The organism is Amycolatopsis sp. 505 (assembly GCF_031625235.1).
Classification (GTDB): domain Bacteria; phylum Actinomycetota; class Actinomycetes; order Mycobacteriales; family Pseudonocardiaceae; genus Amycolatopsis.
In genome coordinates this window covers 662,944-682,269 of record NZ_JACKQP010000001.1, presented here as the reverse complement: position 1 = coordinate 682,269, position 19,326 = coordinate 662,944, and the positions used below count along the sequence as shown (strand labels likewise).

The window sequence follows — 19,326 nt, the reverse complement described above, 5'->3', positions numbered from 1 at the left end:
GTTACCTACTCTGGAGTGTCATGAGCACGGACGAGCCGGCCCCCTCGGCGGAGGTCTCCGAGAAGCCGGCGAAGGACCCTTCGCGGACCCTGGTGCTCGGCGCCGGGGCGCTGGCGCTGGCCGCCCTGATCGCCGCGGCGTTCTTCGGCATCCAGTGGTGGGCGGCCGCGGCCGACGACAACGCCGGTCTGGCGGCCTCGCGCGAGGCCGTCGTCAAGGCGGGCACGAACGCGCTGAAGGCCTACACCGAGGTCGACTACACCGACCTCGACGGCTTCTTCGCCCGGCAGAAGGCGGTGTCGGACGACAAGATGGCGCAGCAGATCGACCAGTCCGCGCCGACGTTCCGCAAGGCGCTCTCCGACGCCAAGACGAAGGTCACCACCGACGTCCAGGACATCGCCGTCGAGGAGCTCGACGACCACGAAGGCAAGGCCAGCTTCCTCGCCGCCATCGCCACCACCGTCACCCAGGGGGACAAGAGCAGCGCGAAGCCGCTGCGCCTCGAGGTGTCGATGACCCGGGTGGGCGAGGAGTGGAAGCTGTCCGGCATCGACAGCGTCCCGCTCGTTGCGGCCGGCCAGTAGCGTCATCTTAAGGAGCTTGTAGTGCCTCCCTCCCGCCGCCAGCCGCCGCGCAGCACCCCGACGCCGTCGCGGCGTCCCCGCGTGGCCGGGCTGCGCAAGCCCGCGACGGACGAGTCCGCCGCCGAGCGGACCGGCCAGCAGCCCGCTGTCCCGCCCGCCGAGACGCGCAAGCCGCGGCCGAGGCCGGCGCCGCGGCCGATGCCCCGGCCGGTCGCCAAGCCGGCCGAACCGGTGGAGCCGGCCGGCGGGCAGCTCGACACCGCGGCCGCCGAGGACACGCAAGTGTTCGCGGCCGTCGAGGCCGAACCCCAGGTCGACGCGCTCACGGGGGAGCCCGCGGCCGAGGAGGAGGTCGCGGAGCGGCCGGCGCCGCGGCGGAAGAAGCGGGACACCGGGATCGCGAAGCCGACCGAGGAAGCCGAGGTCGTCACTTCGGAAGACGAGCCGGCGAAGCCCGCGGGCTCGAAGGTGCCGAAGCCGTACCTGGTCGCGGGCGCGCTGGTGCTGGTCGCGCTGATCCTGGGCGGACTGGCGTTCTGGTTCAAGTCCGAAGAGGTCAAGGTCTCCTCGGCGACGAGCAACACGGCGCTGCTGGACGTCGCGAAGACGGCCCAGGTCAAGGACGCGGTGTCGAAGGCGGCCGAGGCGCTGTTCTCCTACGACTTCAACAACATCAAGAAGACCGAGGACGCGGCGAACGACCTGCTCGCCAACGACGACGTCAAGAACAAGTACAACTCGCTGATGGGCGAGGTGAAGCGGCTGGCGCCGCAGCAGAAGATGATCGTGACGTGCAAGGTGACGCGCGCGGCGGTGATCATGCTGAACGGCGACCTGGCGAAGGTGATGGTCTTCGTGGACCAGACCTCCACCCGCACGGACACGAAGAAGACGACGGCGGGCACGGCCCAGCTCCACCTGAACGCCCAGCTCCAGGGCGACAAGTGGAAGATCACCGACATGGACACCTACAACGCCCCGAAGGTCCCGGCGGCATCGCCGGCCCCCTCGTCGGCCCCGGCTTCCCCGTCGCCGACGAAGTAGCGCTGCCGAACTACCCACGTTGGTAATGGCTGCCACCGGGCGGTGTGGGCGAGTCTCGGTGGGTGAAGACATCGCGGCCGCTCGAGGTGGCTCTGATCGGTGCGGGGCTGATCGCCCGGCTGCACCTGGAAGCGTGGCTCGGCGCCGGGGCCGTCGTGCGGGTCCACTCCGACGACGGCCGGGGCGCCGAGCTTGCGCGGGAGTTCGGCGCGAAGGCCGCCGGGTCCCTGGCCGAGGCGCTCGACGGGGCCGATGCCGTCGACATCTGCACGCCGACCGCGAGTCACCACCAGATCGCCATGACCGCCATCGCCGCCGGGGTCGGCGTCGTGTGCGAGAAGCCGCTGGCCGCCAGTGCCGAAGAAGCCGAGGAGATCGTCGACGCCGCCGAGAAGGCCGGCGTGCGGCTCTACGCCGCCCACGACGTGCGGTTCGCCGCCCCCTACGCCCGGCTTCACGAGCTCGTCGCGAGCGGGCGGCTGGGCGAAGGCGCGATCGGCCGGTTCTCCTTCTCCGCCTACCACCCGCGGCCCTGGACCGGGACCGCCTCCGCGCGGTCGGGCGGCATCCTCACCGACCAGCTGCTGCACGGCGCCGACCTCGCCCACTGGGTCTTCGGGGACGTCGTCCGCGTGCACGCCTGCTACCAGGGCGACATCGCCACCCCGGCCCCCGAGGGAGCCGTCGCCACCGGGACGGCCGTGCTCACCCACGCCAACGGGGCCATCAGCCAGGTCGTGAGCCGGTGGACCGCGACGCCGCGGCCGCCGGTGCGGGTGGCCTTCCACGTCTCGGGCACCGGCGGGACGGTCAGCTACGACTCCGAGTGGCCCCAGGAAGTCCGGGTGGTCGACGGCGGGGCCGAGAACTTCGGCTACGGCGGGCCGTCGGTGTTCGCCACCGAAATGCGGGAGTTCGCCACGGCGTTCGCGGGCGGGCCCGAACCGCGGATCGGGGCGACGGACGCGCTGGCCGCCGTGCGGATCATCCACGCCGCCGCCGAGTCCGCGTGGACCGGGCGGGCCGTCGAACTTCCGGTGAGGGGAGCAGCGTGAAGGTCGCCATCCTGTCGTCCGCGCCCGAGCACCACGCCAAGGCGTTGCGAAGCACGCCGGACGTCGAAGTCGTCGCCACCGCGAGCTGGGACGCGTTCGAGCCGGTCCGGCTGGCGGCCGAGGCCGGCGCGCGCGTGCTGTGCGAACACCCGACGGCCGCCAAGGAAGCGGACCTGAAAGCCATGGTCGACGCCGGCGGCGACCGGCTCACCTTTGCGTCCCCGGCCTGCCACGGCGAGGCGTTCGCGGTGGTGCGCAAGGGAATCGCCGACGGCGGGATCGGTGACCTGACGACCGTCCTCGGCTCGCTGACCACCAGCGCGGACGGGGTGCTGGGGGCCGCCGCGCCGTACCTGCTCGACCTGGCCGACGCCGTCCTCGGCGGTGAGCCCGCGCGGCAGGTGTACGCCCAGACCAACATCGTCCTCAGTGGACGGACCGGGGAAAGCGCTGCCGTGCTCACCGTGCGGTACCGCAGCGGGCAGGTGGCGTCGTTCGACTGCCGCCGCAGCGGGTCCGCGACGGGCCGGCCCACCGTCACCTTCATCGGGGACAAGGGGAGCGTGCAGTACGACGCCGGTCCGCGGCTGCTCGACGGCGAGCGGCCCGAGCTGGGTGGCGAAGACCTGCATGCGTTGCTGCTCAAAGATTTCCTCGCCGGTACCGGAGCGGGGCCGGACGGCCCGTCCGCGCTCAGGACGTTCCGGATCGTCCAGGCGGCCTACGAATCGGCGCACACCGGGCAGCCCGTGGACCTGCCGCCCGCCGGCTGACGCAGTCTTCGTCCGGAAGGGGCTTTCTCCTGTGCCACAGGGGAAAGCCCCTTTTCGGTGTGCCCGTGGCGCCCGCCCGGAGGGCCCTACCAGAGTGAGGGATGTCGCCTTGCGGCAGCTCGCCTAGCCTGAATCGAGAATGAAAATACTGCTCTGTGCTGGGAGATTCCCGAAATAGGTGGAGGCCGCGATGAGTGCTACGCAGGTGAAAATCGCGTTGAGCGGTGGACCGGCCGAACTGGCGCTGGCGCACCGGAGCGTCGACGCCGCCGCGCTGGCGAACACGCTCAAGATCCGCCACGGCGCCGGGTACGAGCATTTCGTGCACGGCGGCGAATTCCAGGCCGTCGACGGCTGCGACATCGCGGTGTTCCGCTGGTCGCACCGCACGAAGATCGCCGAATAAGAACCCACGGGAAAGGTTTCCATGACCGACGCAATCTCCTTCGAGGTGCCGTGGGATCGGACCGACAAGTTCGACCCGCCCGCGATTTTCGACGCGCTGCGCGAAGAACGTCCGCTCGCGAAGATGGTCTACCCGGATGGGCACGTCGGCTGGATCGTCTCCAGCTACGAGCTGGTCCGCGAGGTCCTCAGTGACCTGCGGTTCAGCCACAGCTGCGAGGTCGGCCACTTCCCGGTCACCCACCAGGGCCAGGTCATCCCGACCCACCCGCTGATCCCCGGCATGTTCATCCACATGGACCCGCCCGAGCACACCCGCTACCGCAAGCTGCTGACCGGCGAGTTCACCGTCCGCCGCACCAGCCGGCTGATCCCGCGCGTCGAGGCGGTGGCCGCCGAGCAGATCGAGGTCATGCGGGCCAAGGGCGGGACCGCCGACGTCGTCATGGACTTCGCCAAGCCGCTCGTCCTGCGCATGCTGGGCGAACTCGTCGGCCTGCCGTACGAGGAACGCGACCGGTACGTGCCCGCGGTGACCCTCCTGCACGACGCGGAAGCGGACCCGGCCGAGGCCGCGGCCGCCTACGAGGTGGCCGGGAAGTTCTTCGACGAGGTCATCGAGCGGCGGCGGCAGCAGCCCCAGGACGACCTGATCAGCTCGCTGGTCACCGAGGACCTGACCCAGGAGGAACTGCGCAACATCGTCACCCTGCTGCTGTTCGCCGGGTACGAGACCACCGAAGGCGCGCTCGCCACCGGCGTCTTCGCGCTGCTGCACCACACCGGCCAGCTGGCGAAGCTGCGGGCGGAGCCGGAGAAGCTCGACGCCGCGATCGAGGAGCTGCTGCGCTACCTGACCGTCAACCAGTACCACACCTACCGCACCGCGCTGGAGGACGTGAAGCTGGAGGGCGAGCTGATCAAGAAGGGCGACACGGTGACGGTGTCGCTGCCCGCGGCCAACCGCGACCCGGTGAAGTTCGGCTGCCCCGCGGAGCTGGACATCGAGCGCGACACCTCCGGGCACGTGGCGTTCGGCTTCGGCATCCACCAGTGCCTGGGCCAGAACCTGGCGCGCATCGAGCTGCGGGCCGGCTTCACCGCGCTCCTGCGGGCGTTCCCCGGCCTGAAGCTGGCCGTCCCGGCCGACGAGGTTCCGCTGCGGCTGAAGGGTTCCGTCTTCTCGGTGAAGAAGCTCCCCGTCTCCTGGTGAGCGTTCTTCCCCACGTATAGCCGAAAGGATCTGCGGCACAGTGCGCACCGATCTCATCAAGCCACTTCACGTCGCACTCCTGGAGAACGCGACCCGCTTCGCCGGCAAAACCGCCTTCGCCGACGACCACCGGGCCGTCACCTACGGCGACCTGGAGGCGCGGACGCGGCGGCTGGCCGGGCACCTGGCCGGCCTCGGCGTCCGGCACGGGGACCGGGTGGCGATCTGCCTCGGCAACCGGGTGTCCACTGTGGAGAGTTACTACGCGGTCCTGCGGGCGGGCGGCGTCGGCGTGCCGCTCAACCCCGGGGCGGCGACGGCGGAGCTCGAGCACCCGCTGACCGACAGCGGCGCCACGGTCGTCATCACCGACGCCGTCCAGGCGGCCCGGCTGCCGCTCGCGCCGCACGTCCAGCTGCTGGTGACCGGTGACGACGTCCCGGCGGGCGCGCACTCGTACGACGAACTCGCCGGCACGGAACCGGCCGAGCCCGCCGCGGACGACCTCGGCCTCGACGAACCGGCGTGGATGTTCTACACGTCGGGGACGACCGGACGGCCCAAGGGCGTCGTGTCGACCCAGCGCAACTGCCTCTGGTCCGTCGCGTCCTGCTACGTCCCGATCCCCGGGCTGAGCGACGAAGACCGGGTGCTCTGGCCGCTCCCGCTGTTCCACAGCCTTTCGCACATCGCCTGCGTCCTGTCCGCCACCGTGGTCGGCGCGACCGTCCGGATCGCGGACGGGAGTTCCGCCGCCGACGTCATGCGGCTGCTCGAGGCCGAGGGCACGACGTTCCTGGCCGGCGTGCCGACCACCTACCACCACCTCGTGCGGGCCGCCCGCCAGAGCGGGTTCTCCGCCCCGAGCCTGCGCATCGGCCTGGCCGGGGGCGCGGTCCTCGGCGCCGGGCTGCGCAGCGACTTCGAAGAAACCTTCGGCGTCCCGCTGATCGACGCCTACGGCAGCACCGAGACCTGCGGGGCCATCACCATGAACCCGCCGGACGGCGCCCGGGTCGACGGCTCGTGCGGCCGGCCCGTGCCCGGTGTCGGCGTGCGGGTCGTCGACCCCGAGACCGGGCTCGAGGTCCCGGCCGGCCAGGAGGGCGAGGTCTGGGTCAGCGGGCCGAACGTCATGCTCGGCTACCACAACAGCCCGGAGGCGACCGCCGCGGCGATGCGCGACGGCTGGTTCCGCACCGGCGACCTGGCCCGCCGCGACGACGCCGGCTACTTCACCATCCGCGGCCGGATCAAGGAACTCATCATCCGGGGCGGCGCGAACATCCACCCCGGCGAGATCGAGGCCGTCCTGCGCACGGCCGGCGGCGTCGCGGACGCGGCGGTCGGCGGCGTCCCGCACGACACGCTCGGCGAGGTGCCGGTCGCCTACGTGATCCCCGGGCCGGACGGGTTCGACGCGGGCGAGCTGATCGCGAAGTGCCGCGAGCAGCTGTCCGCCTACAAGGTGCCTGAGCGGATCCTCGAGGTCGCCCACATCCCGCGGACCGCGTCGGGCAAGGTCCGGCGGAACCTCCTGGCCGACGAGCCCGGTGAGCTGCGGTACGCGGCGACCGAACACGAGGAGCAGTCGCGGTCCGCCGACGAGGCGGTCGCGGTGGCGCTGCGGGCGCGACTGTCCGCTTTGGACGAACGTGCGCAGGGCGAGCTCCTGGAGGACCTCGTCCGCACCCAGGCGGCCGACGTGCTGGGGCAGCCGGTCCCGGCCGGGCGGGCGTTCCGCGACCTCGGCTTCACCTCGCTGGCCATCGTCGAACTGCGCAACCGGCTGACCGAGCACACCGGCCTCTGGCTGCCCGCCAGCGCCGTCTTCGACCACCCGACGCCGGCCGCGCTGGCCACCCGCGTCCGGGCCGAGCTGCTCGGGCTCACCCAGGACCTCGCCGAGCCGGTGGTGGCGGCCGACCCGGACGAGCCGATCGCGATCGTCGGCATGGCGTGCCGGCTGCCGGGTGGCGTGGCCTCCCCGGAGGACCTGTGGCGGCTGGTGGCCGAGCGCGTCGACGCCGTCTCGGCGTTCCCCGGGGACCGCGGCTGGGACCTCGACACCCTGATCGACCCGGATCGGGAACGCGCCGGGACGTCGTACGTCGGCCAGGGCGGCTTCCTGCACGACGCCGGCCAGTTCGACGCGGGCTTCTTCGGGATCTCGCCCCGCGAGGCCGTCGCGATGGACCCGCAGCAGCGGCTGCTGCTGGAGACGTCGTGGGAGGCCCTCGAGAACGCCGGCGTCGACCCGATCGCGTTGAAGGGCACCGACACCGGGGTGTTTTCCGGCCTGATGGGCCAGGGCTACGGAGCCGGTGCGGTGTCGCCGGAACTCGAAGGGTTCGTCACCACCGGGGTCGCGTCGAGCGTGGCGTCGGGCCGGGTGTCGTACGTGCTGGGCCTGGAGGGCCCGGCGGTCACCGTGGACACGGCGTGCTCGTCGTCGCTGGTCGCGATGCACCTCGCCGCGCAGGCGCTGCGGCAGGGCGAGTGCTCGATGGCACTGGCCGGCGGGGTCACCGTGATGGCGACGCCGGGGTCGTTCGTCGAGTTCTCCCGCCAGCGCGCGCTGGCCCCCGACGGGCGGTGCAAGGCCTTCGCGGCGGCGGCCGACGGCACCGGCTGGTCCGAGGGCGTCGGCGTGGTCGTCCTCGAGCGGCTTTCGGTGGCGCGGGAGCGCGGCCACCGGGTCCTCGCCGTGCTGCGCGGCAGCGCCGTCAACCAGGACGGCGCCTCGAACGGGCTCACCGCGCCGAACGGCCTCTCGCAGCAGCGGGTCATCCGCCGCGCGCTGGCCGCCGCGGGACTAGGACCGTCCGATGTGGACGTCGTCGAGGCGCACGGCACCGGGACGACCCTGGGCGACCCGATCGAGGCGCAGGCCCTGCTGGCCACCTACGGCCAGGAGCGTGAGACGCCGTTGTGGCTGGGGTCGCTGAAGTCGAACATCGGGCACGCGCAGGCGGCCGCGGGCGTCGCGGGCGTGATCAAGATGGTGCAGGCGCTGCGGCACGAGGTTTTGCCGCCGACACTGCATGTCGACAAACCGACTCTCGAGGTGGACTGGGCCGCCGGAGCCGTCGAGCTGCTGACGGAAGCCCGCGAATGGCCGCGCAACGGCCGCTCGCGCCGGGCCGGGGTGTCGTCGTTCGGCGTCAGCGGCACCAACGCGCACCTGATCATCGAGGAAGCACCCGCCGAAGAGGCGGTCGCCACCTCGGAAGCCCCGGTGGTGCCGCTGGTGGTGTCGGCGCGCAGCAAGGAGGCGCTGTCCGGGCAGGCCGAACGGCTGGCGACGCTCCTCGAAGGGGACGTCTCGCTGACCGAGGTCGCCGCGGCGCTGGTGTCGCGGCGCGCGGTGCTGGACGAGCGCGCGGTCGTCGTGGCCGGTTCCCGCGAGGAAGCCGTGACCGGCCTGCGGACCCTGGTCCGCCGCGAAACCGGGACGCCGGGCAAGGTCGTGTGGGTCTTCCCCGGCCAGGGAACGCAGTGGGCCGGGATGGGCCGCGAGCTCCTCGACGAGTCCCCGGTGTTCGCCGCGCGGATCGCCGAGTGCGCGGCCGCGCTGGAACCGTGGATCGACTGGTCGCTGCTCGACGTCCTCCGCGGCGAAGGCGACCTGGACCGGGTCGACGTGCTGCAGCCCGCGTGTTTCGCGGTGATGGTCGGTTTGGCCGCGGTGTGGGAGTCCGTGGGGGTGCGCCCGGACGCCGTCGTCGGCCACTCGCAGGGCGAGATCGCGGCCGCGTGCGTGTCGGGGGCGCTGTCGCTGGAAGACGCGGCCAAGGTGGTGGCCCTGCGCAGCCAGGCCATCGCGGCGGAACTCTCCGGCCGCGGCGGGATGGCTTCGGTCGCCCTCGGCGAGGACGACGTCGTCTCGCGGCTGGCGGACGGCGTCGAGGTGGCCGCCGTCAACGGGCCCACGTCGGTCGTGATCGCCGGGGACGCCCAGGCCCTGGACGAGACCCTCGAAGTCCTGTCCGGCGAAGGAGTCCGCGTGCGGCGGGTGGCCGTGGACTACGCGTCCCACACCCGGCACGTCGAGGACATCGAGGACACCCTGGCCGAGACCCTGACCGGGATCCGCGCGCAGGCGCCGGTGGTGCCGTTCTACTCGACCGTCACGAGCGAATGGATTCGCGACGCCGGTGTCCTGGACGGCGGCTACTGGTACCGCAACCTGCGCAACCAGGTCCGGTTCGGCGCGGCCGCGGCGGCTCTGCTCGACCAGGGCCACACGGTGTTCGTCGAGGTCAGCGCGCACCCGGTGACGGTCCAGCCGCTGAGCGAACTCACCGGTGCGGTCGTCGTCGGGACCTTGCGGCGGGACGACGGTGGCCTGCGGCGCCTGCTGACGTCGATGGGCGAGGTGTTCACCGGCGGCGCCGACGTGGACTGGACGGCGGTGGTGCCCGCCGCCGGCTGGGTGGACCTGCCGACCTACGCCTTCGACCACCGGCACTACTGGCTCGAACCGGCCGCACCCGAGTCGGCCGGCGACCCCCTCCTGGGCACGATCGTCAGCTCGCCCGGCTCGGACCGCCTCACCGCCGTGGCCCGGTGGACGCGCCGGACGCAGCCCTGGGCGGCGGACGGCCTGGTGCCGAACGCGGCGCTGGTCGAGGCGGCCATCCGGCTCGGCGACCTGGCCGCCAGCCCCTTCCTCGCCGACCTGACCATCGACACGCCGGTGGTGCTGCCGCAGCGCGGCGGCCGGGACGTCCAGCTGATCGTCGGCGAGCCCGGCGAGCAGCGGCGACGGCCGATCGAGGTCTTCTCCCGCGAGGCGGACGAACCGTGGACGCGGCACGCCCACGGCACCCTTGCTCCTCCCGCCGCCGCCGAGGGGCCTGACCCGGCGGCGGCGGGAGTCGCCACCGACGTCACCGTCGACGGCCTGCGGGACACCGACCGCTTCGGCATCCACCCCGCGCTGCTCGACGCGGCCGTCCGCACGGTCGTCGGCGACGACCTGCTCCCGTCCGTCTGGACCGGCGTGTCCCTGCTGGCTTCCGGGGCCACGGCCGTGACCGTGACGCCGACGGCGACCGGCCTGCGGCTGACCGACCCGGCCGGGCAGCCCGTCCTGACCGTCGACGCGGTGCGCGGCACGTCGTTCGCGCGTGAACCGGGGACCACCGACGCGCTCTTCCGCGTCGACTGGACCGAAATCCCGCTTCCCGCGGGCGAAGCCGGCTTCGTCACCCACGAAGCCACGTCGGTCGAGGGCACCCTCTCCGCGCTCCAGGCCTGGCTGGCCGAGCCCGGGGAAACCCGGCTGGCCGTCGTCACCGGGGACGGCACCGAACCCGGCGCGGCCGCGATCTGGGGCCTGGTGCGCTCGGCGCAGTCGGAACACCCCGGCCGGATCGTCCTGGCCGACCTCGACGACCACGCCGCGCTGCCCGCCGTGGTGGCGAGCGGCGAACCCCAGGTCAGGGTGCGCGACGGCGTCGCTTCGGTGCCGCGGCTGGCCCGGGTGACCCCGCTCCCGCCGGCGCGGCCGCTCGACCCCGAAGGCACCGTCCTGATCACCGGCGGCACCGGCACGCTCGGCGCGCTGACCGCCCGGCACCTCGTCACCGCGCACGGCGTCCGGCACCTGGTGCTGGTCAGCCGCCGCGGCGAGGCCCCCGAACTGCACGCCGAGCTGACCGCGCTCGGAGCGTCCGTCACCATCGCCGCCTGCGACGTGGCCGACCGGGCGCAGGTCGAGGCCGTCCTGCGGGCGATCCCGGCCGAGCACCCGCTTACCGCCGTGATCCACACCGCCGGCGTGCTGACCGACGGTGTCATCACCGAGCTGACCCCCGACCGGCTCGACACCGTGCGGCGCCCGAAGGTGGACGCCGCCCGGCACCTGGACGAACTCACCCGGGACGCCGACCTCGCCGCGTTCGTGCTGTTCTCCTCGGCCGCGGGGGTGCTCGGCAACCCCGGCCAGGCCGGGTACGCGGCCGCCAACGCCGAGCTGGACGCGTTGGCCCGCCGGCGGAACAGCCTGGGTCTGCCGGCCGTGTCCATCGCCTGGGGCTACTGGTCGACGGTCAGCGGCATGACCGAGCACCTGGGCGCCGCCGATCTGCGGCGCAACCAGCGGATCGGCATGTCCGGCCTCCCCGCCGACGAAGGCATGGCCCTGCTCGACGCCGCCATCGGCACCGGCGGTGCGCTGGTCGCGGCCAAGTTCGACGTCGCCGCCCTGCGGGCGACGGCGAAGGCCGGTGGCCCGGTGCCGCCGCTGCTGCGCGGCCTGGCTCCGCTGCCGCGCCGGACCGCGGCCAAGACGGCGTCGCTCACCGAGCGTCTCGCCGGCTTGGGGGAGGCCGAACAGGCCGAAGCGCTGCTCGATCTGGTCCGGCGGCACGCCGCCGAGGTCCTCGGCCACTCCGGTGCCGAGTCCGTCCACTCCGGACGGACGTTCAAGGACGCCGGCTTCGACTCGCTGACCGCGGTCGAGCTGCGGAACCGCCTCGCGGCCGCGACCGGCCTCACCCTGTCCCCGGCGATGATCTTCGACTACCCGAAGCCCCCGGCGCTCGCGGAACACCTGCGCACCAAACTGTTCGGCGAAACCGCCCGGCGGCCGGCCGAGATCGGCACCGCCGTCGTGGACGAGCCGATCGCGATCGTGGCGATGGCGTGCCGGTTCCCCGGCGGCGTGCGCAGCCCCGAGGACCTGTGGCGGCTGGTCGCCGACGGCGTCGACGCGGTCACCGAGTTCCCCGCCGACCGCGGCTGGGACACCGACCGGCTCTACCACGAAGACCCCGACCACGAAGGCACCACGTACGTCCGGCACGGCGCCTTCCTCGACGACGCCGCCGGCTTCGACGCCGCCTTCTTCGGCATCTCGCCGAACGAGGCGCTCGCCATGGACCCGCAGCAGCGGCTGCTGCTGGAAACGTCCTGGGAGCTGTTCGAGCGGGCCGCGATCGACCCGACCACCCTGGCCGGGCAGGACATCGGCGTCTTCGCCGGCGTCAACAGCCACGACTACAGCGTGCGGATGCACCGGGCCACCGGGGTCGAGGGCTTCCGGCTCACCGGCGGCTCGGCGAGCGTGCTCTCCGGCCGCGTCGCCTACCACTACGGCATCGAAGGCCCGGCCGTCACGGTCGACACCGCGTGCTCGTCTTCGCTGGTCGCGCTGCACATGGCGGTGCAGGCGCTGCAGCGCGGCGAGTGCTCGATGGCGCTGGCCGGCGGCGTGATGGTGATGGGCACGGTCGAGACGTTCGTCGAGTTCTCGCGGCAGCGCGGCCTGGCGCCGGACGGCCGGTGCAAGGCGTTCGCCGACGCCGCCGACGGCACCGGCTGGTCCGAGGGGGTCGGCCTGCTCCTGGTGGAGCGGCTGTCCGAGGCGAGGCGACAGGGCCACCAGGTCCTGGCCGTGGTCCGCGGCTCGGCGGTCAACTCCGACGGCGCGTCCAACGGCCTGACCGCCCCGAACGGCCCGTCCCAGCAGCGCGTGATCCGCAAGGCCCTCGCCGCCGCCGGACTGTCCACAGCGGACGTCGACGCGGTGGAGGCGCACGGCACCGGGACCACCCTGGGCGACCCGATCGAGGCCGAGGCGCTGCTCGCCACCTACGGGCAGGATCGCGAGCAGCCGCTGTGGCTGGGTTCGGTGAAGTCGAACCTCGGGCACACGCAGGCCGCGGCCGGGGTCGCGGGCGTGATCAAGATGGTCATGGCCATGCGCCACGGCGTCCTGCCCAAGACGCTGCACGTCGACCGGCCGTCGTCCCACGTGGACTGGTCGGCCGGGGCGGTGGAACTGCTCACCGAGGCCCGCGACTGGCCGGCCGGCGGCCACCCGCGCCGGGCGGGCGTGTCCTCGTTCGGCATCGGCGGCACCAACGCGCACGTCGTCCTCGAAGAGGTGCCGCAACCGGCCGGGACCGCGGCCCCGGAGCCGGCCGGGTTCCTGGTGCCGGTGCTGCTCTCCGCGCGTTCGGCGGCCGGACTGCGCGGACAGGCCGCGCGGCTCGCCGGCTTCCTCGGCACCGAGGTGCGCGTCCCCGACGTCGCCCACGCGCTCGCCACCACCCGGGCTCAGCTCGACCACCGGGCCGTCGTCCTGGCCTCCGACCGGGACCGGCTCCGCGGCGACCTCACTGCCCTCGGCCCCGGTGTCGTGACCGGGACGCCGGTGGACGGCAAGCTGGCCGTCCTGTTCACCGGCCAGGGCAGCCAGTGGGTGGGCATGGGCCGCGAACTCGCCGAGACGTTCCCGGTCTTCCGCGACGCCTTCGAGGCCGCCTGCGCCGCCGTGGACACGCACCTGGGCGGACGTCCGCTGCGCGAGGTCGTCTTCACCGACCGCGACCTGCTCGACCGGACGATGTACACCCAGGGCGCGCTGTTCGCCGTGGAAACCGCGCTGTTCCGGCTCTTCGAGTCCTGGGGCGTCCGGCCGGACCTCCTGGCCGGCCACTCGATCGGCGAGCTCGCCGCCGCGCACGTGTCCGGGGTCCTGGACCTGGCCGAGGCGGGCGAACTGGTCGCCGCGCGCGGCCGGCTGATGCAGGCGCTGCCCGCGGGTGGCGCGATGGTGGCCGTCCAGGCGACCGAGGACGAGGTCGCACCCCTGCTCGGCGCCGGCGTCTGCGTCGCCGCGGTCAACGGCCCGGACTCGGTCGTGCTCTCCGGCGCCGAGGACGCCGTGCTCGCCGCCGCGGCCGACCTGGCGGGCCGTGGCCGCAAGACGAAGCGGCTGACCGTCAGCCACGCCTTCCACTCGCCGCTCATGGAGCCGATGCTCGACGAGTTCCGGGCGGTCGCGGAACGCCTGACCTACCGGCCCGGCGCGCTGCCCGTCGTCTCGACGCTGACCGGGGAGACCGCGGCGCTCGACACCCCGGACTACTGGGTCCGCCAGGTGCGCGACGCCGTGCGGTTCAGCGACGCCGTCACCGCGCTGAGCGGCCAGGGCGCGACGACGTACCTCGAACTCGGTCCGGGCGGGGCGCTCGCCGCCATGGCGCTCGGCACGCTCGGCGGGTCCGAGCAGAGCTGCGTCGCCACCCTGCGCAAGAACGGCGCCGAGGTCCCGGACGTCCTGACCGCGCTCGCCGAACTGCACGTCCGCGGCGTGGCCGTGGACTGGACGGCCGTCATCGACCGGCCGGCGACGGCGGTCGGGACCGTTCTGCCCACCTACGCCTTCCAGCACCAGCGCTTCTGGGTCGACACCGACGACACCCCGGAACTCGCCCCGCCTGCCGAGCCGGTCGCCGCCCGGCTGGTGACGGACGTCCTCGAGCTGGTCCGGGAGAGCGCCGCCGTCGTGCTCGGGCACCGGGACGCCGACGCGTTCGACCTCGACCGGTCCTTCAAGGACCACGGGTTCGACTCCCTGAGCGCGATCAAGCTGCGCAACCGCCTGCGCGACTTCACCGGCGTCGACCTGCCCAGCACGCTGATCTTCGACTACCCGAACCCGGCCGTCCTCGCCGGCCACCTGCGGGCCGAGCTCTCCGGCGAGCGTCCGGCCGCGCCGGTCGTGGTGACGCGGGAGGTCTCCGACGAGCCGATCGCGATCGTCGGCATGAGCACCCGCCTGCCGGGTGGCGCGGACAGCCCCGAAGAGCTGTGGAACCTCGTCGCCGAGGGCCGGGACGCGATCACCGGCTTCCCGGTCGACCGCGGCTGGGACCTCGACGGCCTCTACCACCCGGACCCGGCCCACGCCGGGACGAGTTACACGCGCTCGGGTGGCTTCCTGCACGACGCCGCCCAGTTCGACGCCGGTCTCTTCGGCATTTCGCCGCGCGAAGCCCTCGCCATGGACCCGCAGCAGCGGCTGCTGCTGGAGACGTCGTGGGAGGCCCTCGAACGCGCGGGCGTCGACCCGCTCTCCGCGCGCGGCAGCGACGTCGGCGTCTTCACCGGGATCGTCCACCACGACTACGTGACGCGGCTGCGCGAAGTGCCCGAGGACGTCCAGGGCTACACGATGACCGGCACGGCTTCGAGCGTCGCGTCCGGCCGGGTGGCCTACGTCTTCGGCTTCGAGGGCCCGGCGGTCACCGTGGACACCGCTTGCTCGTCGTCCCTGGTCGCCATCCACCTCGCGGCGCAGGCCCTGCGGCAGGGCGAGTGCTCGATGGCGCTGGCCGGCGGCGCGACCGTGATGGCCAGCCCGGACGCCTTCCTGGAGTTCTCCCGCCAGCGCGGCCTGTCCGCCGACGGCCGGTGCAAGGCCTACGCGGAGGGCGCGGACGGCACGGGCTGGGCCGAGGGCGTCGGCGTGGTCGTCCTCGAACGGCTTTCGGTGGCGCAGGAGCGCGGCCACCGGATCCTGGCCGTGCTGCGCGGCAGTGCGGTGAACCAGGACGGCGCGTCCAACGGCCTCACCGCCCCGAACGGGCCTTCGCAGCAGCGGGTGATCCGCGGCGCGCTGGCTTCGGCCGGACTCGCTCCGTCCGATGTGGACGTCGTCGAAGGCCATGGGACCGGCACGGCGCTGGGTGACCCGATCGAGGTCCAGGCGCTGCTGGCCACCTACGGGCAGGAGCGGGAGACGCCGCTGTGGCTCGGCTCGCTGAAGTCGAACATCGGGCACACGCAGGCCGCCGCCGGGGTGGTCGGCGTGATCAAGATGGTCATGGCCATGCGGAACGGCGTCATGCCGGCCACGCTGCACGCCGGCGAGCGCACGAGCCAGGTCGACTGGTCCGCGGGCGCGATCGAGGTGCTCACCGAGGCCCGGGAGTGGCCGCGCCACGGGCGGCCGCGCCGGGCCGGGGTGTCCTCCTTCGGCGCCAGCGGCACGAACGCGCACCTGATCATCGAGGAAGGCCCCGCCGAGGAACCCGCGGCGGAAGCGACGGCGTCCGTCGTGCCACTGGTGGTGTCCGCACGCAGCACCGGATCCCTGACCGGGCAGGCCGGCCGGCTGGCCGCGGTGCTCGAAGACGAGTCGCCGGCCGGGGTGGCGAAGGCCCTGGTCTCGGGCCGCGCGATGCTGAACGAGCGCGCGGTCGTCATCGCGGGCTCGGCCGGCGAGGCGCAGGAAGGCCTGCAGGCACTGGCTCGCGGCGAGAACGCGCCCGGCGTCGTGACCGGGACCGCGGGGAAGCCCGGCAAGGTCGTCTGGGTCTTCCCCGGCCAGGGCTCGCAGTGGCTCGGCATGGGCCGGGACCTCCTGGACTCGTCGCCGGTGTTCGCCGAGCGGATCAAGGACTGCGCCTCCGCGCTGGAGCAGTGGACGGACTGGTCGCTGCTCGACGTCCTGCGCGGCGACGCCGACCTGCTGGACCGCGTCGACGTCGTGCAGCCCGCGAGCTTCGCGATGATGGTCGGCCTCGCCGCCGTGTGGGACTCCCTGGGTGTCGTCCCCGATGCCGTGCTGGGCCACTCGCAGGGCGAGATCGCCGCCGCGTGCGTGTCCGGGGCGCTGTCGCTGGACGACGCGGCCAAGGTGGTCGCGTTGCGCAGCCAGGCGATCGCCGCGGAACTGGCCGGCCGCGGTGGCATGGCGTCGGTCGCCTTGAGCGAGGAAGACGCGGTCGCGCGGCTGACGTCGTGGGCGGACCGGGTCGAGGTGGCCGCGGTCAACAGCCCGTCCTCGGTCGTCATCGCGGGCGACGCGCAGGCCTTGGACGAGGCCCTCGGAGCCCTCGAAGCCGACGGCGTCCGGGTGCGGCGGGTCGCGGTGGACTACGCCTCGCACACCCGGCACGTCGAAGACCTCGCCGGCACCCTGGACCGGACCCTGGCCGGGATCGACGCGCAGGCGCCGCAGATTCCGTTCTATTCCACCGTTCTCGGCGCGTGGCTCGAGAAGGGCGTCGTCGACGGCGGCTACTGGTACCGGAACCTGCGGCAGCAGGTGCGGTTCGGCCCGTCGGCCGCGGTCCTGGCCGGGCTGGGGTACACCGTGTTCGTCGAGATCAGCGCCCACCCGGTGCTGGTCCAGCCGCTGAGCGAGATCAGCGACGACGCCGTGGTGACCGGCTCGCTGCGGCGCGAAGACGGCGGGCTCCGGCGCCTGCTGGCCTCGGCGGCCGAGCTGTTCGTCCGGGGCGTGGCGGTCGACTGGGCCGCGACGCTGCCCGCGGCCGGCTGGGTCGACCTGCCGACGTACGCCTTCGACCGCCGCCACTACTGGCTGCACGAAGCCGAAACCACCGAAGCCGCCGCCGAAGGCGTGGACGCCGAGTTCTGGACCGCCGTCGAACAGTCCGATGTGGACAGTCTGGCCGAGCTGCTCGACCTGGTGCCGGAACAGCGCGGGGCGCTCAGCACCGTGGTGCCCGTGCTGGCCGGGTGGCGGGACCGGCGCCGCGAACGGTCGACCGCCGAAAAGCTGCGGTACCAGGTCACCTGGCAGCCCCTGGAGCGCGAAGCCACCGGCGTGCCGGGCGGGCGCTGGCTCGCCGTCGCCCCGGCCGGCACCTCCGACGCGCTGCTGAAGGAGCTGACCGGCCAGGGCCTCGACCTCGTCCGGCTGGAGATCGAGGACCCGTCGAGGGACCAGCTGGCCGAGCGGTTGCGCGGTGTCCACGACCTCGACGGCGTCCTGTCGCTGCTCGCGCTCGACGGCGGGCCCGCGGACGCCACCGAGATCACCGCTTCGACCCTCGCGCTGGTCCAGGCCCTGGGTGACGCCAACGTCACCGCGCCGCTGTGGTGCCTCACCTCCGGCGCGGTGAACATCGGCATCCAGGACGCCGTCACCGCACCGGCCCAGGCGGCCGTGTGGGGCCTCGGCCGCGCCGTCGCGCTGGAGCGCCTCGACCGGTGGGGCGGCCTGGTCGACCTGCCGGCCGCGATCGACGCGCGCACGGCCCAAGCCCTGCTCGGGGTCCTGAACGGTGCCGGCGGCGAGGACCAGCTCGCGGTCCGCCGGTCCGGCGTCTACCACCGGCGGCTGGTCCGCAAGCCGGTGCCGGAGTCCGCGACGGGCAAGTGGGAACCCCGCGGCACGGTCCTGGTCACCGGTGGGGCCGAAGGGCTCGGCCGGCACGCCTCGGCCTGGCTCGCGCGGTCCGGCGCCGAGCGGCTCATCGTCACCGGCACCGACGGCGTCGAGGACCTGCGGGCCGAGCTGGCCGGGTTCGGCACCACGGTCGAGTCCTGCGCCGACGGCGACCGGGACGCGATCACGCGGCTGGTGGCGGAGTCGGAGGTCACCGCGGTGGTGCACGCCGCCGACATCGCGCAGACCAGCTCGGTCGACGACACCGGGCGGGCCGACCTCGACGAGGTGTTCACCGCCAAGGTGACCACCGCGGTGTGGCTGGACCAGCTGTTCGAGGACACCCCGCTCGACGCCTTCGTCGTGTTCTCCTCGATCGCCGGCATCTGGGGCGGTGGCGGCCAGGGCCCGGCCGGTGCGGCGAACGCCGTCCTCGACGCCCTGGTCGAATGGCGCCGGGCCCGCGGCCTCAAGGCGACGTCGATCGCCTGGGGCGCCCTGGACGAGATCGGCATCGGCATGGACGAGGCCGCCCTCGCCCAGCTGCGCCGCCGCGGTGTCCTCCCGATGGCGCCGCCGCTGGCGGTGACCGCGATGGTGCAGGCCGTCGCGGGCAACGAGAAGGCCGTGGCGGTGGCCGACATGGACTGGGGTGCCTTCATCCCCGCGTTCACGTCGGTGCGGCCCAGCCCGCTGTTCGCCGATCTCCCCGAAGCGAAGGCGATCCTCCAGGCGACGCAGGACGACGGCGAAGACGGCGACACCGCGGCGTCGCTCGCGGACTCCCTGCGGGCGGTCCCGGACGCCGAGCAGAACCGCATCCTGCTGAAGCTGGTCCGCGGGCACGCCTCGACCGTCCTCGGCCACAGCGGCGCCGAGGGCATCGGCCCGCGGCAGGCGTTCCAGGAGGTCGGCTTCGACTCCCTGGCCGCGGTCAACCTCCGCAACAGCCTGCACGCGGCCACCGGGCTCAAGCTGCCCGCGACGCTGATCTTCGACTACCCCACCCCGGAGGCGCTGGTCGGCTACCTGCGCGTCGAACTCCTCCGGGAGGCCGACGACGGGCTGGACGGGCGGGAAGACGACCTCCGGCGGGTCCTCGCGGCCGTGCCGTTCGCCCGGTTCAAGGAAGCGGGCGTCCTGGAAGCCCTGCTCGGCCTGGCCGAAGCGGAAACCGGCCCGGAGCCGGAGGTCCCCGCACCGGCCACCGCCGACGACGCAGAACTGATCGACGCACTGGACATCTCCGGTCTCGTGCAACGGGCCCTCGGGCAGACGAGCTGACCGCCGATGGCGAACGAATCGTGGAGGA

Annotated in this window: 7 protein-coding genes; all 7 read left to right on the top strand. The window is 73.5% G+C overall.

Features of this window, described 5'->3' with window-relative positions:
* Nucleotides 1–20: 20 nt before the first annotated feature.
* A complete protein-coding gene (locus H5965_RS03175) occupies nucleotides 21–587 on the top strand; it encodes a hypothetical protein (RefSeq protein WP_310967790.1) in 567 nt (188 codons plus the stop codon).
* Nucleotides 588–668: 81 nt separating this feature from the next.
* Entirely contained in the window at nucleotides 669–1,631 is a 963-nt protein-coding gene (locus H5965_RS03170; RefSeq protein WP_310968486.1) for a hypothetical protein, read from the top strand.
* Nucleotides 1,632–1,693: 62 nt separating this feature from the next.
* Nucleotides 1,694–2,686, top strand: a complete 993-nt coding sequence (locus H5965_RS03165) for a Gfo/Idh/MocA family oxidoreductase (protein WP_310967788.1) — start codon at nucleotides 1,694–1,696, stop codon at nucleotides 2,684–2,686.
* Complete coding sequence (locus H5965_RS03160; RefSeq protein ID WP_310967786.1) at nucleotides 2,683–3,459, top strand: Gfo/Idh/MocA family oxidoreductase; 777 nt, start codon at nucleotides 2,683–2,685, stop codon at nucleotides 3,457–3,459. Before H5965_RS03165 ends, H5965_RS03160 begins: the two co-directional genes overlap by 4 nt.
* A 190-nt stretch (nucleotides 3,460–3,649) precedes the next feature.
* On the top strand, nucleotides 3,650–3,865 hold the full coding sequence (locus H5965_RS03155; RefSeq protein WP_310967784.1) for a DUF5988 family protein: 216 nt from the start codon (nucleotides 3,650–3,652) through the stop codon (nucleotides 3,863–3,865).
* A gap of 21 nt (nucleotides 3,866–3,886) precedes the next feature.
* Nucleotides 3,887–5,077 (top strand): cytochrome P450, encoded by a 1,191-nt coding sequence (locus H5965_RS03150; protein ID WP_310967782.1) that lies wholly within the window; start codon nucleotides 3,887–3,889, stop codon nucleotides 5,075–5,077.
* Nucleotides 5,078–5,117: 40 nt separating this feature from the next.
* Nucleotides 5,118–19,298 carry a type I polyketide synthase gene (locus H5965_RS03145; protein ID WP_310967781.1) on the top strand — a complete coding sequence of 4,727 codons (14,181 nt, stop codon included), beginning with the start codon at nucleotides 5,118–5,120 and terminating at the stop codon, nucleotides 19,296–19,298.
* The last annotated feature ends 28 nt before the right edge of the window (nucleotides 19,299–19,326 follow it).

Coding starts and splice junctions, on each gene's coding strand:
- H5965_RS03155 (WP_310967784.1), top strand. CDS start 3,650: ATGAGTGCTACGCAGGTGAAAATCGCGTTGAGCGGTGGACCGGCCGAA.
- H5965_RS03175 (WP_310967790.1), top strand. CDS start 21: ATGAGCACGGACGAGCCGGCCCCCTCGGCGGAGGTCTCCGAGAAGCCG.
- H5965_RS03150 (WP_310967782.1), top strand. CDS start 3,887: ATGACCGACGCAATCTCCTTCGAGGTGCCGTGGGATCGGACCGACAAG.